The following is a 15,131-nucleotide window of genomic DNA, read 5'->3' on the forward strand; positions in this document are numbered from 1 at the left end:
CGCGAGCGTATCTGGAAGCGCGTGGCAAACGCTCGAACACATCAAGAGCAGGGTGCCTAGCAATGCAGTGATCGTGTTCATTTTCTTCGGCTAACAGTATAATTCGTTCTGACTCATATTGGATATCGCGGTTTTATTGTCAATGGTGTGTTTGCCTGTGATTTGTAACGTACTGACCAATAATTTATTGTACATCTCATTCAGAAATCTTGAATTTTTGGATCGCAAAGATTTCATGGTGGATTTGAGAATTGGATATTCATCTCGGAAACGGCCCTTACGTTCCAAAATATCAGGAGCAGTTGAGAGTTCGAGGTTCTCAGGGGCAACTCTAGCCAGTCGCCTTTGGCGATTGTCCTGCCAGCGTGATGGGAAGTTGACACGAAGTGAAAATCCGGAGTTTGTCACGCCCGGCGGCAGGAAAGGGGATGCGCGTGGGAATAGCTCGGCGGAAAAAGCGCTCTTCCTCATAAATGAGGCTCTTCCGGCTCATCCTCAAAAATGGGTGCGGACCCGCTAGTTGCAGGTGCAACTGATTCAAAATCATGGAGCCGCTGGTCGGATTTGAACCGACGACCTATTCATTACGAATGAATTGCTCTACCCCTGAGCTACAGCGGCGTCTCGACTTGGCGGAAGGAATCAGAGCTTGCCTGTCACGGCAAGCCGGAAATGCATTCTCCTTCGGTCGGTGAATCAGATGTCATCAAGCAGACCCTTGAGGCTGCCGAAGAAATTGCCGAGGTCTTCGGTGCTCGCTTCGGCTCCAAGAATGTCGTCGTAACTGGTGTGATCCATGTATTCATCGTCCAGCTCACCGATGAACGAGCTCGCTTCGCAGTGGGTTTCCTGGCCCCATTTTTTACGTTTGGAGCAGTAGGTGAGGGTGAGTTGATCCTGGGCGCGGGTGATGCCGACGTAGAGCAATCGCCGCTCCTCATCCTTGGTGCCTTCCACGATGCTGCGTGAGTGGGGGAGGAAACCTTCTTCCAGCCCCACCAGGAAAACGATGGGAAATTCCAGCCCCTTGGAAGCGTGCAGGGTGATGAGCGTGGCACCTTGTTTCTTTTCCAGATCATCGTCCTCGCGATCGGAGGCGAGGGCAGAATCATCGAGGAAAGACTGCAGTTTTTTGCCTTTGGCGACGTGTTTGCGCAGGCTGTCGATCACGTTGTGCAGGCCTTCACCGCGTTGCACGCGCTCGGTTTCGGTTTTGCAACCGCGCTCGATCCATTGGAGATACTCCATTTCCTTGAGCATTCCATCCAGGACCTCGGCCGGGCTCTCGTGATTGAGATCGATGCGGTTTTTAGCACCGGCAATGAGCGCGACAAATTCCTGCACGGCGGTGCGAGCTTTCGGGCCGAGGGTATCGGTAAATTCCGGATCACACAGCGCTTGCCAGACCGATTCGTGATGCTCGCGGCTCCAATCGGTCGCCAGCACGGCAGTGGTTTGTCCAATGCCGCGGTTGGGGGCGTTGATCACCCGCAGCAGGGGAACATCCGCATCCGGTGATGCCAGCAGTTGGGCGTAGGCGAGTGCGTCCCGCACTTCCCGGCGATCGTAAAAGCTCTGCGCACCAACCATCCGGTAGGGAATCTTGCGTTCACGGAGCGCGGATTCGAGTTTCCGGCTTTGGCCATTGGTGCGGAACAAAACGGCGAAGTCTTCCCAGGCGCGGCCCACGGCGCTTTTGCCAGCCAGAATTTCCTCGGCGATGAACTCCGCTTCTTCCTCATCGCCCGGCATTGCGACGACGCGGACAGGGTCGCCGCCTTTGCGGGTAGAGCGCAGGATTTTTTCGCGGCGTCCGAGGTTGTGTTTGATCAGCGAGTTGGCGGTGTGAAGCACCGCGTGGGTGGAACGATAATTTTCTTCCAGGCGGATGATCTTCGGATCGGGGAAGAATCGCTCGAACTGCAGAATGTTCGCACTTTCCGCACCGCGCCAGCCGTAGATCGATTGGTCATCGTCGCCCACCACGCAGACGTGGTAAGGTGGTCCCACCAGCTGCTGCAAAAGTCGCATCTGCAATGCGTTGGTATCCTGGAACTCATCGACCGTCACCCGCGTGTAGCGGTGGCGGAAGTATTCCCGGACATCGGCATGCTCGCTGAGAATTTTTTCTGCAAGCAGCAGCAGGTCATCAAAATCGACCGCATTCTGCGCGCGCAGTTCGTTTTGGTAAGCCACCGCGAGGGTTGCGAAGAAATCATCCTCCAGATCCGCGGGATCAAGCCCCTTGTTCTTGGCTCCGGAAATCGCCGAAAGGACGGTGTCCGGTTTTACTTTTTCGTCGCTCCCGCCTTTGCGAACGAGAAGCTGTTTCATGATGCCGACCTGATCGGAGTGAGAACAGATCGAGAAATTCTTTTTGTAACCGAGCTTGTCGATGCCGCCGCGCAGGATGCGGACGCAGAGCGAGTGGAAGGTACAAACCGTCATCTCTCCCGCAGCTTTTTTGGAAACCATGCCGCCGATCCGTTCGCGCATTTCCGAAGCGGCCTTGTTGGTGAAAGTAACCGCCAGAATCTCTTCCGCCGGGATCTTCTTTTCCAGCATGTGGGCGATCCGACAGGTCACGGTGCGCGTTTTCCCGGTCCCGGCACCTGCAAGGATCAGCACCGGGCCGTCCAAGGTGCCCACGGCTTGTCGTTGTGCGGTGTTGAGGGAGTCGAATGAAAATGCGTGAGCCATCGGAAGCTGCATCGAAACCGGATGGCGGGGGATTTGCAATAGCGGCGAAGCCCGATGCCGGTCCGGGCTAGAAAAGACCGGCAAAAAAATCGATATCGGCTCGTGTTGTGTTTTTCCCCAGGAAGGGATACGGCTGGGCCGGACCATGTCGAAACCCGGAATTACTTTAGAAGCCAAACGGCGGGCGGAGCCGGAAGTTCGGCTGGCCGGGACTTTGGGCGGATTGTCATTGCCGCGCCAGGTAGCGGTGCTCGCGTTTTGGCCGCTGCTAGAGCAGATCCTGGCGTTTTTTGTCGGCTACTCCGACCAATTCATTGCGGGGCGAATGGACGAACGGCTTTATGACAAAGTCGCCGTGCTGGCATCGATGGGTTTCAATGTTTACCTCACGTGGTTTTCCAGCATTCTCCAGGGCGCGATGGCGACCGGCGTGATGGCGCTGGTTTCGCGCGCCACCGGTGCGAGAGATCAGAAATTGGCCAATCAGGGACTGGGGCAAGGGCTGCTGTTGGGAATTCTAACAGGAATGCTTTCCACGGGCTTGTTGCTGGTCTGCATGCCGATTCTTGGAGGCATGTTGGGCCTCTCGCCGCTGGCTCAACATTACGCGCGGGATTTCATCCACGTGTTCGCGATTTCCTGCCCGATCAGCGGAGCCATGTTCTGCATCAATGCGGCCTTGCGTGGGGCGGGTGATACCCGGACGCCGTTCATCGGCATGTGTGTGGTGAATTTGATGAACATGGCGTTGAGCGCGCTCTTCGTGTTCGGCCCGGCACCGATCGGTGGTCACGGCATGGCGGGCATCGCTGCTGGAACGTTGTGTGGCTGGGCGACGGGACTGGCCACGGTCAGCGTCATTTTAGCGGTGAAAAGCGGAATTTTGAATTGGACGATCGACGGGTTGCGGCCATGCGCCACCGTGATGCGCCGGATCGCCCGGGTCGGCTCACCGCAAGCGATCGAGATCACCTGCATGTGGGCGATCCAGCTTTTCGGCGTGCATGCGATCTCCAGAATGTTGGGCGATGCGGCACTTGGGGCGCACTTTATCACCATCCGGATGGAATCGATGAGCCTGCTTCCTGGTTTTGCGATCGCCACCGCCGGCTCGGCCTTGGTCGGCCAATATCTGGGCGCAGGGTCCAAGGAAATGGCGGTGCGGTCCGTGCGGCTGTGCTGGAAAATTGCAGCCATCCTCATGGGCAGTATCGCAGTTGGCATCTTCGTTTTCAGGCGGCCGATGATCGACCTGCTGGCTCCGGGCAGTGAGATTTTCCAGCAACTGGCGGGCCCGGCGGTGGTCGTTTGCGCGTTTTCCCAACCATTCGCCGCGACTTGTGTGTTGCTGAAGACTTCCATGCGCACCGCAGGGGCGACGGCTTTGGTGATGCGATGCTCCTTTGTCAGCATGGCGTTTTACCGGGTTTTGCTGGTGCTGTTGTGCCAGTCACAGCCTTGGTTCAGCCTTCATTTCGTCTGGCTGATTTTTGGGGCGGACCTCGCGACCCAATCGATGATTCTTTCCTGGGCTCATTTCCGCGGCAAGTGGCTGGAGGCAAAAGTTTGATCTCCAAACCTTGATTGCTGGAAAAATCCTTCATCAATGTGAAATAACACCATTTTTGCCTTGCCAACGCGGGGCGGGACCCTAGTTTGCCCGTCCCATGCCAAGAGTCGGAGGAAAAGCAAAGACACGGAAAGCCGTAGCCAAACGCTTCAAAGTGACGGGCACAGGGAAAGTACTTCGTCGTAAACAAGGAAAGCGCCACTTGCTTCAGTGCAAGAACCGCAAACGCAAACGCGTTCTCGGTCAAGCAGCCCTCGTTTCCGATGCTGACATTAAAAACGTCAAGGAGAACCTTCCCTTCCATTAACGAGAAACGCTGGCGACGACAACGCTACCGTCCGCGAATCGGACGGCCTTCATGCAGCCTGATCCCGAGAGGGAGACAAGAACGGTCGAGACTGCGGGAGGATAGGAAAACAACGGTCCGTTCAAACAGAAAATAGAAAATGCCACGTGCCACTAACTCACCGGCCAGCCGCAAGCGTCGTAAGCGCGTCTTGCTCCGGGCCAAGGGCTTCCGCGGATTCCGCTCGAAGCTCTTCCGTTACGCCAAGGACGCTGTTCGTAAGGCTGAAACTTACGAATACCGCGACCGTAAAAAGCGCAAGGGCCAGTTCCGCCGCTTGTGGACTCAGCGTATCAACGCTGCTGTCCGCGCTGAAGATCTGACCTACTCACGCTTCATCGAAGGTCTCAAGGCCGCAGGTATCGAAGCGGATCGCAAGATCCTCTCCGACATCGCGATCCAGGATCCTGCCGCGTTTTCGGCAATCATTGCTCAGGTGAAAAAAGCTCTCGAAGACAAAGCTTCGAAAGCCGCTGCTTGAGATTGAAGGATTGAGATTCAACCAACCGCCGTCCGATACCTTCGGGCGGCGGTTTTTTTGTGCTCACGATGGTTACTTTTCCCCGGCGCGAAACGATGTATCGTGTCATCAAGCAGACCTCAGCCCTTTCGCCGCTTCTTCAGAGCGCGGACGATGAGAAAAACGATCGCGAGAGCGGCAACGCCAGCTCCGATGGCTATCCCAATCAGCCAGCCTGGGATTGGAATGATCGCCTTGAATCGGGTGGTGATGGGTGCCCGCAGCGCTTTGGCAAGTGGCACCTCCCAGATCAGGGTTTTACCGGCATCTTCGGTTCGGGTCGCATTCGATTCCGTCGCAGCCAGGGGTAGATGAACGATGTAGCTCAACTGGTGATTTTTGAGCTGCGATTTCGGATAAAATCCAGATCCCGGCAGGGCTTTGCCTGGGTCTACGGTCCGGCTGACCGAGATGGTGCGGCCGGATTGGGCGAAATCGATTTTTCCGGCAAAGTATTTGAAGGAATCCGGCATCGATCCAGAGTCTTTCAAGGTGGCCAGGCTTTTGAGATCGTCCGCTGATTTGAAGGGCAAGCTCACGGCGATACTGACCCTGCCATTCTCCGAGACGGCCGAGTGGGTGGCCTCCGGTTGGTTCTTTAGCAAATCGGCCAGCATCGCATCAATTCCGTCGGCTCCGCCTTTGAACGAAGCGGCTGTAGCTGGGATCTGGTAATGGAATTCCGCTTTGCCACTGCCATCCGCGTTGAGCCAGATCTCCTCCTTGCCATCGATGCACGAGCTGATGCTCAGGCAAATCGCCAGCGAGCAAAGTAGCAGAATGATACGGCGAATCATGGAGTTGGGCTTACATGTGTTGACCACTGCCGCGCAGCAGAATGTCGGCAATCTCGACATGTGCTGGCGCTTCGAGAATGCTGAGAATGGCCCAGGCAACATCCTCGGAGTCCAGCATGCGGACATTTTCGCGGGTTTGGGAAAGGACATCTTCGCGGCCACGGAAGTATTGCTCCAGCAACGGGGTATCGACGAATCCCGGCGAAACCGCAGCAACCTGAACCGGCGAGTGGATGGCTTTCAGTTCGCTGCGCAGTGCTTGAGTGATGCCTTTTACGGCAAACTTAGTAGGTGCGTAGAAGCCACCCGTCGGGGGAACCCGGTGACCGCTGAGTGACGAAACATTGACGATGCGTCCACCGTTCGATGGGAAATGCTTCAGCGAGAGCTGACAGCAAAGGGCGAGGGCCATCACGTTGACCCGCCACATCTCTTCCCAATCGGCTGGGTTTCCATCAGCGATCCGCGACAGGTAGGCGATACCGGCTGAGTTCACCAAGGCATCGATCTTGCCGAGTCCCTGGAAAATGGCGGAGATCTCCTCGCGTTTGGTTAGATCCGCCTGGATGGGAGTGACACCACCAGGCAGTGCGGACGGTCGGCGGGTGACGCCAAGGACATTGGCGCCGCGATCTAACAGAAACTTGCAGAGCGAAAGGCCGATGCCGCTGGAAGCGCCAGTGACCAGCACCGTTTTTCCTTTGAGGGGGGACATGGAGGATCAAAGACTGCGAATGAACTTTTCGAAAAAGGCGGCACCGGCTTCAAGATCCGAGACCTTGATGAATTCGTCGATGGTGTGCGCTTGATCAATCGATCCCGGCCCGATGCAGATCCCGGGAATCCCGCCGTGGGCGAGGTGGGCGGCATCGGAAAACCACGGGGCGCCGGTGAGGCCGGAGCCATTGGCGAGCAAGGATTTGATCACCGGATGATCGGGTGAAGTCTCCATCGGCGGATTCTCGACCGGGTCGACGATTTCAATCGGAAGGTCAAAAGCAGTGATCGTTTCCGTGAGCAATTTCAGCGCACCACCAGCTGCTGCCAATGACGGGGTAATGCGGATGTCGATTTCCGCCGTCGCGAAATCGGGGACAATGTTCGGGCGTGAGCCGCCTTCAATTGTGCCCACATTGAGCGTCGAGTGGCCGAGCACCGGGTGATCGAATTCCTTGAGTTTGGGAACCAAGTGACGGTCTAACACATCGAGTGCGCGAGCCAGTTTGAGGATCGCATTTTCCCCGCGCTCGGGTTGCGAGGAATGGGCAGCCTTGCCGGTGGCTTGCAAACTGGTCCAGAGTGACCCTTTGGTGGTGTGGACGGTTTGTAGATTGGTGGGTTCGCCGACCAGGGCGAACGAATAATGGTGGCCGTGGTTTTTGACGAAATCCTTGGAGCCGAATTGGCAGGATTCCTCACCCATGAAGGCGACGAAATCGACCGCCACGGGCAGCGTTGCCTGCAGCTCGCGAGTTTCGCGCAAGGCCCACAACATTGCGGCCATCGGGCCTTTGGTGTCGGATGCGCCACGGCCCCAGATCTTGCCATCGCGGACTCCGCCGTCGAATGGATCGATGATCATGCCGCCAACTCCAACCGTGTCGAGGTGTGGACCGAACAGGATTCTCGGCCGCCCATCGAGCGGAGCGAAGCGAGCGATCAGATTGGGGCGGCCAGGGCGGATTTCTTCGACAATTGCCTCGGCGCCGAGTCCTTCCAGCCAAGCGGCGAGAAAGTTGGCGATTTCCATTTCGCCAGTCAGTTCCGTTCCCGGATTGTTGTCAGGATTGACGGAAGGAATCCGGACGAGATGTTGGAGCAGGGAAACGACGTCGGCTGGCATGACGTCGATAGACTCGGGCTTCCGCGATCAGGAATCAAGGGAAGAGAAAAGGACGCCCGATTTCGTGGGCGTCCTTTGAGTCAGATCAGGAATTTACCAATCGATTATCCGAGCACGTCGTCCATTGCCGTGATCAGCTCCTGCATGGTCTCGGTGGTTTCGTTGCCCATGTTGGAAATACGGAATGTCAGACCTTTGATTTTTCCGTAGCCGCCGTTGATCACGAAGCCGTGTTTGCTCTTCAGCTCTTTCATAAAGTCCGAAAGGTCGAGGCTTTCGGGAGTTTTGAAGCAGGTCAGCGAGACCGATTGGTGGCCTTCCGGCGCGAAGTTTTCGAAGCCATGGCGGGCACCCCACTCATGAATCAGCTGATTGTTCGAGCGGTGGCGGGCGAAGCGGGCCTCGAGTCCTTCCTTGTGGATTTCTTCGAGAATGTGCTGGAGCCCGAAGATGTGGGAAATCGACGGGGTCGAGGGCGTGTTGTTCTTTTCCGCGTTCTTGGCGAACTCGATGAAATCGAAGTAGTAACCGCGGTTCGGCTGAACCTTGGCGCGCTCGATCGCAGCTTCGGAGCAGGCAAAAATGGTCAGTCCAGGCGGCAGCGCGAGTGCTTTTTGGACACCGGCCAAAAGCACATCGATGCCGAGTGCGTCCATCGGCGTCGGCACGGCGGAAAACGACGAAACGGTATCCACGACCAACAAAACATCCGGGAACGATTTAACCACTTTGGCGATGGCCTCGAGATCGACCATCACGCCGGTCGAGGTTTCGTTATGGATGAGGGTGACGAGGTCAAAACCGCCTTCTTCAAGCTTTTGACGAACGGCTTCAGGATCGATCGTTTCGCCCCATTCGGCTTGGATCTTGTCCGCTTCCAGGCCGAGTTTTTTCGCAACATCGAACCATTTGTCTGAGAAGGCTCCGTTGCAAAGGTTGAGCACTTTTTTCGCGCAGAGGTTGCGCAGTGAAGCTTCCATCACGCCCCAGGCGGACGAGGTGGAAAGGAAAACCGGGCGGGTGGTTCCGGCGATTTCCTGCAGACCGGGTTGGGTTGAAGCATACAACGCCTCGAACTCCGCGCCACGGTGACCGATCATCGGCCTGCACATGGCGGCGTAGGTTTCTTTCGAGACGTCGATGGGGCCTGGAATGAAGAGTTTTGACATGGGTTTTGGGTGGATCGGTAAAATGGGTTAAACCGGCGGCGAATCAGCTGAGGAGCTTGAACTCCTTCATCAGCGCAATCAGCTTCTCGTTGGCTTCGTCGGAAAGTGGAGCAAGCGGCAGGCGCAATTCGCTCGAGCAGTGACCTTGCAGGGCGACGGCGGATTTGATCGGCACCGGATTTGTATCGAGCGACATCAAGCCGCGGAACAATGGATAGTATTGCTTTTGCTGCGCCAGAGCGTCGGCGAAATCGCCTGCGAGGCAGGTGCGGACGAGCTTCGACATGACATCCGGAATCAGGTTGGACGCGACCGAAACCAGTCCGTTGGCACCGCATGCCATGAAGGGCAGGGTGAGTGGATCATCGCCGCTGAGAATGCCGAAATCTTCCGGCAATACGGAGACCAGTTGGTTGATGCGGTCAACCGAACCGCCGGCTTCTTTGATCGCGGTAATCGTCGGGCAATCGGCCGCGAGGCGTGCAGCCGTTTCCGGAGCAATCTCGATCCCGGAGCGGCCGGGAACGCTATAAAGCATGACCGGTAGATTGGTGGACTCAGCGATGGCGCGGTAATGGAGATAGACGCCTTCTTGCGATGGCTTGTTGTAATACGGGCAGACTTGGAGAGTTGCATCGGCGCCGATTTTTTCGGCGGCTTCGGTCAGCTCGATGGCTTCCGAGGTGGAGTTTGCTCCGGTACCGGCGATGACCAGGCAGCGACCTGCGGCGTATTCGACGGCGAGGCGAACGACCTCGATGTGTTCTTCCATGTCCAGCGTCGGGGATTCGCCGGTGGTGCCGACTGGCACGATACCGTCAATGCCGCCCGCAATTTGTCGATCGATCAACGACTTGAAAGCGGGGGCGTCAATTTGGCCGTCGCGGAAAGGGGTGATAAGGGCGGTGTGTGTTCCGGTGAAACGCATGATTGTTGGGAGCATGAACGTCATTTTACGATCGTCCAATCTGTATCTGGGGAAAATGGCAGATATTGTGAATTAATGGGTCGCAGCTTGGTAAGTCGCCACTCCGTCCAGGAACATTTGGACTGATACCAGAATCAGGAGAAGGCCCATCAGTCGCTCGATTGCCCGGCTGCCTCGCGGACCAAGCGCGCGCAACACCACGGGCGAAAACCAGAGAATCAGCGATGAGGCAAGCCAGGCTCCTGTAGCGGCGAAGGCGATTTGGGTGAGGTGGTCGGGATGTTTCGAGCTGACCAATAACAGCAGGGCAATGCTTGAAGGCCCGGCAATCAGGGGAACGGCCATTGGCACAATGTAGGGTTCATCGTCCTCTGACTCCCCACCAAGCATGCCTCTGGCAGGGAAGACCATACCGAGAGCGATCAGAAACAGCACAATGCCTCCCGAAATGCTGAGTGTCGGCGGTCGCAGTCCGAGGAACCCGAGGACATGCTTCCCGAAAAGCAGAAAGCCCATCAGGATGGCCAATGAAAACAGCAACTCGCGGGCAAGCACTGCCTTGCGTCGCGGTTCCGGAACCTTGGCCAGAACCGCGTGGAAAACCGGTGCGTTGCCGAATGGATCGAGCACCAGGAAAAACGTGACGGTGAACGCGAACAGATCCATTCGGTAAAATCCGGGCGTGGATCAGATTTCGATTTCGCCTTCGAACACAAAGTCCGCCGGGCCGGTGAGGGTGACGTTGGTGAAGCTGTCGTCGCCGGTTTTTTCGAAGCCGATTTCGAGAGTGTCTCCGCCTTCGACATCCACCTTGATCGGCGATGGTGCGCCAGTCAGAAGATGATGGACCAATGCGCAGGCGACCATGCCGGTGCCACAGGCGAGCGTTTCATCTTCCACTCCGCGCTCGTAGGTGCGGATGGCGATGTGATCGGGCGCGAGCACTTTGGCAAAGTTGGCGTTCGTGCCGGCTGGGGCGAAATGCGAGTGCTGGCGGATATCGCGGCCGTGGTTGAAAACATCCAATTCGTCGAGGCTTTCCACGAAACTCACGACGTGGGGGACGCCGGTATTGATGAAATGCATCTTGGCATCCAGATCGTCGATCGAGATCGGCAGGTTGAGTTGTAGATCCTTTGGCGTGGACATCGCGATGCGCACGTCGTCGCCAATCATGACCGCGTCGAGAGTTCCGGCGATGGTTTCGAAGCTCACCTTTTCCGGCATTTCCTCCGTCAAATGAGAGGTGAATCGGCCGAAGCAACGGGCGCCATTGCCGCACATTTCGGCTTCGCCACCGTCGGCATTGTAATAGCGGAATTTGTAGTCGGCGCCATTTTCCGCTGGCTCGACAGCGAGCAGGCCATCGGCACCGATGCCGCGATGGCGATCGCAAAGCGCGGCGATCGTGTCGGTGTCGAGGTTGTTGGACAGGTCGCGATTGTCGATGACGATGAAATCGTTACCGGCACCGTTCATTTTGTAGAAGTGAAGAAGCATGGTGGTGGAGAAAGTTTCAGGATTGGATGCGGAGCAGCTGCGGCAGATGATCGAAATGCGCGTCAGAAGTGCAAAGCCAAAGTCCGTGTTGCACGGCTAAAGCTGCGATCCAGAGGTCGTTTTGAGGGATGATGATGCCGCGAGATTTCAGATCCGTGAAAATGATGGAGTAATGGAACGTCGTTTGGAGGTCTGGAGCGAGAACCCGCACCGTCCCTTGTGAAAGGAAATCCTGTAAATCGTCCTCATTTTTTTGGAAATGGCGGCCATTGCGAAATCCACTCCTGAGTTCGCCAATCACCATCAGTGGAATGAAGATTTGAGCCGCGTATGGGATTACATCCAACCATTTGAGTCTACGGCCGAAGTCCGAATAGGCATTCGTATCGAGGAGCAGGTCAGATTTCATCGCCAGTCGTCCAGTTCTGCGTCGACCCGATCAAATTCTTTGATCGCGGCATCAAAATCTGGATCTGGCTCCATGCATCCGGCAAATTTCTCCAGTCCGTTGGTTTTGCGTTCAGGAGAGAGTTTGCAGGAGTCGGAAAGTTTATCGATCAACAAGGCGTTCAGCGATTTACCATATCGCGCCGCCTCTTCCCGAAGGGCATGATCCAACTGCTCCGAAATGCCTCGGATGGTGTATTGCTTGCCCTTCATGCCTGCACTCTAAAGGACGAGTGTAGGCATGTCAATTGAGCTGGATTCAAACGCCTTTGGTCGAGGCGATCAAGGGTGTGACAAAATCCCGCACCGCTTGAGCGGCGTGATCGGGATTCATCTCGACCTGTTTCACGATGGCGGATCCGACGATCACGCCGTCCGCTGCAGCTGCGACCATGGCCGCCTGCTCTGGATTGCTGATGCCGAAGCCGACGCAAACCGGCGTTTCCGTGTGGGATTTGATCGCGGCGACTTGAGCGGAAATATTGGCAGACGGTCCACCGTGGCCGCCGGTTACTCCAGTCCGGGAAAGTGCGTAAATGAATCCTTCTGATTGAGTTGCGAGTTTTTTTACGCGATCCGAAGGAGTGGTTGGCGCAATCAGGCGGATAACCTTGAGATCCGGATTTGTCGCCAATCCGGTATTCGCGGCGACTTCATCCGGCGGGAGATCAAGTAGCAAAATCCCGTCCGCTCCGGCGGCAACCGCGTCGCTTTGGAATTTCTCGAAACCGTAGGTGAAAATCGGATTCAGATAGGTGAAAAGCACGATCGGCGTCTCGTGAGTCTCGCGGAATTTGCGGATCAGTTCGAGCACCCGTGGCGTCGTCATGCCAGCCTTTAGGGCTCGATCCGCCGCCATTTGGTTGACGATGCCGTCGGCAAGTGGATCAGAAAATGGCAGTCCCAGCTCGATCAAATCGGCCCCGGCGTCTGCGAGGGCCTTGATGACTTCGAGTGAGGTATCAAAGTCCGGATCCCCAGCAGCCACGTAGGCGATGAAGGCCTTTTGGTTGGAGGACCGGAGATTGGCGAAAAGGGAATCGATGCGATTTGGCATGGGATATGGGGAAACCGGGAAACGTCACTCCGCCTTTTTGGCGAGCATTTCGCAACCCTTGATATCGAGTTTTCCAGATGCAAGCACCGGAATTTCAGCGACCGGGATGATTTGCTTCGGGCACCAGAGCGATGGCAGACCCAAGTCGAGCAGCTTGTAGCGTAGATCGATGCACTCCTGTTCGTGAGCCGGACCGGCAATGGTGGATAGCAACAGAATCGCTTCGCCTTTCTGCTCGTCCGGCACACCGACGATGGCGATTTTCCGCTCCGACTCGGAATCCAGTTCGAGAACCTTGTTGATCGCAGCCTCGACGGTTTCATGCGGGACCATTTCGCCTGCGATTTTGGAAAATCTGGAAATCCGCCCCTCAATGTAGAGGAATCCGTCTTCATCCACGCGGCCCACATCGCCGGTGCGGAACCATCCATCGACCAGCACCTCGGCGCTTTTGGTGGGATTGTCGAGATAGCCGTTGAAGACGTTGGGGCCCTTGAACCAGATGATCCCTTGTTTGTCCAATGGGACGGATTCGTTGGTCGCCGGATCGGTGAGCTTGATGGCCAAGCCTGGGATCAACTGGCCGACCGACCCGTTCCTGGACGATGGCAAGGGAGTGATTCCCGGAGCGACTTCCGGCTCTGGCAGGTTCACGTTGGTCACCGGGGAGGTTTCGGTCAGGCCATAGCCTTCTTGAGGACGCATGCCGAATTTCTGTTCGAACGCATCGGCCAGGCTTTGCGGAAGTTTTTCAGCACCAGTGATCACGTATTGCAGGGATGCAAGTTGCGCGGGATCGATGCGCTTCATGTAGCCACGCAGGAATGTCGGGGTAGCCAGCAGGATTTTGATCTGATGCAGGGCGATCAATTCGGCCAAGCGCTTGGTTTCCAGTGGACTTGGGTAGGTGACAAGGTCAATCCCTTCGATCACCGGGAACCACAGAGTGACGGTGCAGCCAAAGGAGTGAAACAGCGGCAGGGAGCCAAGAATGGCCGAGCCTTTTGGCAATCCAAGTCGGGTGGCAAATTGACAGACGTTGCCGAGGACGTTGCGATGGTTGAGAACCACTCCCTTCGGTTCGCCCGCAGATCCTGAGGTGAAAAGGAGCGTGGCTTCATCATCACCACGTCGCTTGTTGGTGTTCAGTAGCAAGGTCAGCGCCTTGGTTGGCATGATTTTGGTAATCAGTGCCCATTTGACGACCTGCTGTTTCAGTGAGGGTAGGATGCGCTCAATGAAGATGATGTCCCGATTCGGTGGCCATGGGAATGATGACACTTTTCGCACGAACGGATCCGCCGTGATGTAGCGGTCGACCCCGGACTGGCGCATCGAGGATTTAATCGAGTCGTGGCCGGCGGTGAAATTCAGGTTGATCGGTGTTTTTCCAGCCAGCAGCACCGCGAGGTTTGCGATCAGTCCAGCCTTGCCAGGTGGCAAAATGATGGCCACGCGAGGCTTGTTGGTCTCCTCTTTGATCACTTTGGAAAAGGCGATGGCAACGGCCAAGACCTTGTGGTAAGTGAGTTCTGAATCGTCGGAGCCATCGAGCACACGGCATTTCGCGTTTCGTTTCAGGCCTTGAACGAGGACGGTTGTGAGGGACGATTTGAAAATCGGCCGCGTCGCATAGGCCTCCTCAAATGCCTCAAACAAATTTTGCTGATAGTTGGCCAGACTGACTTCGGATTCGTTCAGCAACTTGCCGATGCAAAAGATGGCAGGAGGCAGAGAAGCGGGGCTCTCGGTGATGAGGTGGGATTCGCGAGGGCAATCGATTGCGATCGGCAGAACCGGCAAACCGAACGATGTCAGGGTTTTGAGGTGCGATGACTGGATGTGGCAGGCACTGCCAAGCCGGGGTTTCGCGCCGCCCGGGACATAAATGAGCACTCCGCCATTGGCGAGGAAGGCTTTTAGTTGTGTTCCCGCTGCTGCAGGCGCGGAATCGCCCGCGGAAAACATGGCTCCCGAGTTTGATTTCTCGAGAAATGCGCGCAGCGAAGGCTCATGCTGCGATGATTCTTCAATCAGCCAGGTAATTTTACGTCCGGCGAAAATACGCTCCAGGTGATGAAGATGGGGAAGATCGAGCCGACCCGGAATGACCAGAGCGCCTGATTTCGGGAGCCGCTCAAGGTGAAGGGTTTGTGTGGTGGATGATGACATTTTGGGAAAATCGATGCGGAAAATCAGCGCGTAGCAGTTTTTTCTACGCAATTCAGTGGGATTTTTCCCAACCTGACACGGT

Annotated in this window: 15 protein-coding genes and 1 tRNA gene; 3 read left to right on the top strand and 13 right to left on the bottom strand. The window is 56.4% G+C overall.

Annotated features, from left to right (window positions below):
- Positions 1-546 precede the first annotated feature (546 nt).
- A tRNA-Thr gene (locus JIN85_RS10990) sits at positions 547-621 on the bottom strand.
- Between the two features lie 75 nt (positions 622-696).
- On the bottom strand, positions 697-2,700 hold the full coding sequence (locus JIN85_RS10995; protein WP_200270590.1) for an ATP-dependent helicase: 2,004 nt from the start codon (positions 2,698-2,700) through the stop codon (positions 697-699).
- A 145-nt stretch (positions 2,701-2,845) separates the two neighbouring features.
- Here JIN85_RS10995 and JIN85_RS11000 point away from each other — a divergent pair, with 145 nt between their 5' ends.
- The 3 genes from JIN85_RS11000 to rplT all read left to right on the top strand — a co-directional run bounded on the left by JIN85_RS11000 (position 2,846) and on the right by rplT (position 5,097).
- The gene (locus JIN85_RS11000; RefSeq protein ID WP_200270592.1) at positions 2,846-4,270 is read left to right on the top strand and encodes an MATE family efflux transporter; all 1,425 of its coding nucleotides are present in this window, start codon (positions 2,846-2,848) and stop codon (positions 4,268-4,270) included.
- Between the two features lie 97 nt (positions 4,271-4,367).
- Positions 4,368-4,577 (top strand): 50S ribosomal protein L35, encoded by a 210-nt coding sequence (rpmI, locus tag JIN85_RS11005; RefSeq protein WP_200270594.1) that lies wholly within the window; start codon positions 4,368-4,370, stop codon positions 4,575-4,577.
- A 139-nt stretch (positions 4,578-4,716) separates the two neighbouring features.
- Complete coding sequence (rplT, locus tag JIN85_RS11010) at positions 4,717-5,097, top strand: 50S ribosomal protein L20 (RefSeq protein ID WP_200270596.1); 381 nt, start codon at positions 4,717-4,719, stop codon at positions 5,095-5,097.
- A 119-nt stretch (positions 5,098-5,216) separates the two neighbouring features.
- Here the strand turns inward: rplT and JIN85_RS11015 are convergent, their stop codons facing one another.
- The 11 genes from JIN85_RS11015 to JIN85_RS11065 form a co-directional block, all read right to left on the bottom strand.
- Positions 5,217-5,933, bottom strand: a complete 717-nt coding sequence (locus JIN85_RS11015) for a hypothetical protein (protein WP_200270599.1) — start codon at positions 5,931-5,933, stop codon at positions 5,217-5,219.
- 10 nt (positions 5,934-5,943) lie between these two features.
- Entirely contained in the window at positions 5,944-6,648 is a 705-nt protein-coding gene (locus JIN85_RS11020; RefSeq protein ID WP_200270601.1) for an SDR family oxidoreductase, read from the bottom strand.
- Positions 6,649-6,654: 6 nt separating this feature from the next.
- Positions 6,655-7,776, bottom strand: a complete 1,122-nt coding sequence (locus JIN85_RS11025) for a M20 family metallopeptidase (protein ID WP_200270603.1) — start codon at positions 7,774-7,776, stop codon at positions 6,655-6,657.
- 104 nt (positions 7,777-7,880) lie between these two features.
- Positions 7,881-8,945, bottom strand: a complete 1,065-nt coding sequence (locus JIN85_RS11030) for a pyridoxal-phosphate-dependent aminotransferase family protein (protein ID WP_200270605.1) — start codon at positions 8,943-8,945, stop codon at positions 7,881-7,883.
- Positions 8,946-8,988: 43 nt separating this feature from the next.
- Positions 8,989-9,888 (bottom strand): 4-hydroxy-tetrahydrodipicolinate synthase, encoded by a 900-nt coding sequence (gene dapA, locus JIN85_RS11035; protein ID WP_234047376.1) that lies wholly within the window; start codon positions 9,886-9,888, stop codon positions 8,989-8,991.
- A 57-nt stretch (positions 9,889-9,945) separates the two neighbouring features.
- Entirely contained in the window at positions 9,946-10,539 is a 594-nt protein-coding gene (locus JIN85_RS11040) for a MarC family protein (RefSeq protein ID WP_200270607.1), read from the bottom strand.
- 21 nt (positions 10,540-10,560) lie between these two features.
- Positions 10,561-11,373 (bottom strand): diaminopimelate epimerase, encoded by an 813-nt coding sequence (gene dapF / locus JIN85_RS11045; protein ID WP_200270609.1) that lies wholly within the window; start codon positions 11,371-11,373, stop codon positions 10,561-10,563.
- 16 nt (positions 11,374-11,389) lie between these two features.
- The gene (locus tag JIN85_RS11050) at positions 11,390-11,782 is read right to left on the bottom strand and encodes a type II toxin-antitoxin system VapC family toxin (RefSeq protein ID WP_200270611.1); all 393 of its coding nucleotides are present in this window, start codon (positions 11,780-11,782) and stop codon (positions 11,390-11,392) included.
- Positions 11,779-12,033 (bottom strand): hypothetical protein, encoded by a 255-nt coding sequence (locus tag JIN85_RS11055; protein WP_200270613.1) that lies wholly within the window; start codon positions 12,031-12,033, stop codon positions 11,779-11,781. The genes JIN85_RS11050 and JIN85_RS11055 overlap by 4 nt, the downstream gene beginning before the upstream one ends.
- A gap of 46 nt (positions 12,034-12,079) precedes the next feature.
- Positions 12,080-12,877: a tryptophan synthase subunit alpha gene (gene trpA / locus JIN85_RS11060; protein ID WP_200270615.1), complete on the bottom strand. Its 798-nt coding sequence runs from the start codon at positions 12,875-12,877 to the stop codon at positions 12,080-12,082.
- A 24-nt stretch (positions 12,878-12,901) separates the two neighbouring features.
- On the bottom strand, positions 12,902-15,049 hold the full coding sequence (locus tag JIN85_RS11065) for an AMP-binding protein (protein ID WP_200270617.1): 2,148 nt from the start codon (positions 15,047-15,049) through the stop codon (positions 12,902-12,904).
- Positions 15,050-15,131 lie beyond the last annotated feature (82 nt).

Source organism: Luteolibacter pohnpeiensis (assembly GCF_016595435.1).
Lineage (GTDB): Bacteria > Verrucomicrobiota > Verrucomicrobiia > Verrucomicrobiales > Akkermansiaceae > Luteolibacter > Luteolibacter pohnpeiensis.

What these genes read in the sequence shown, in the direction of transcription:
- JIN85_RS10995 (WP_200270590.1), bottom strand. Translation starts at nt 2,700, where the DNA reads ATGGCTCACGCATTTTCATTCGACTCCCTCAACACCGCACAACGACAA.
- JIN85_RS11040 (WP_200270607.1), bottom strand. Translation starts at nt 10,539, where the DNA reads ATGGATCTGTTCGCGTTCACCGTCACGTTTTTCCTGGTGCTCGATCCA.
- rpmI (WP_200270594.1), top strand. Translation starts at nt 4,368, where the DNA reads ATGCCAAGAGTCGGAGGAAAAGCAAAGACACGGAAAGCCGTAGCCAAA.
- JIN85_RS11015 (WP_200270599.1), bottom strand. Translation starts at nt 5,933, where the DNA reads ATGATTCGCCGTATCATTCTGCTACTTTGCTCGCTGGCGATTTGCCTG.
- JIN85_RS11065 (WP_200270617.1), bottom strand. Translation starts at nt 15,049, where the DNA reads ATGTCATCATCCACCACACAAACCCTTCACCTTGAGCGGCTCCCGAAA.
- rplT (WP_200270596.1), top strand. Translation starts at nt 4,717, where the DNA reads ATGCCACGTGCCACTAACTCACCGGCCAGCCGCAAGCGTCGTAAGCGC.
- JIN85_RS11025 (WP_200270603.1), bottom strand. Translation starts at nt 7,776, where the DNA reads ATGCCAGCCGACGTCGTTTCCCTGCTCCAACATCTCGTCCGGATTCCT.
- JIN85_RS11000 (WP_200270592.1), top strand. Translation starts at nt 2,846, where the DNA reads ATGTCGAAACCCGGAATTACTTTAGAAGCCAAACGGCGGGCGGAGCCG.
- JIN85_RS11030 (WP_200270605.1), bottom strand. Translation starts at nt 8,945, where the DNA reads ATGTCAAAACTCTTCATTCCAGGCCCCATCGACGTCTCGAAAGAAACC.
- trpA (WP_200270615.1), bottom strand. Translation starts at nt 12,877, where the DNA reads ATGCCAAATCGCATCGATTCCCTTTTCGCCAATCTCCGGTCCTCCAAC.
- dapA (WP_234047376.1), bottom strand. Translation starts at nt 9,888, where the DNA reads ATGCTCCCAACAATCATGCGTTTCACCGGAACACACACCGCCCTTATC.
- JIN85_RS11050 (WP_200270611.1), bottom strand. Translation starts at nt 11,782, where the DNA reads ATGAAATCTGACCTGCTCCTCGATACGAATGCCTATTCGGACTTCGGC.
- JIN85_RS11055 (WP_200270613.1), bottom strand. Translation starts at nt 12,033, where the DNA reads ATGAAGGGCAAGCAATACACCATCCGAGGCATTTCGGAGCAGTTGGAT.
- JIN85_RS11020 (WP_200270601.1), bottom strand. Translation starts at nt 6,648, where the DNA reads ATGTCCCCCCTCAAAGGAAAAACGGTGCTGGTCACTGGCGCTTCCAGC.
- dapF (WP_200270609.1), bottom strand. Translation starts at nt 11,373, where the DNA reads ATGCTTCTTCACTTCTACAAAATGAACGGTGCCGGTAACGATTTCATC.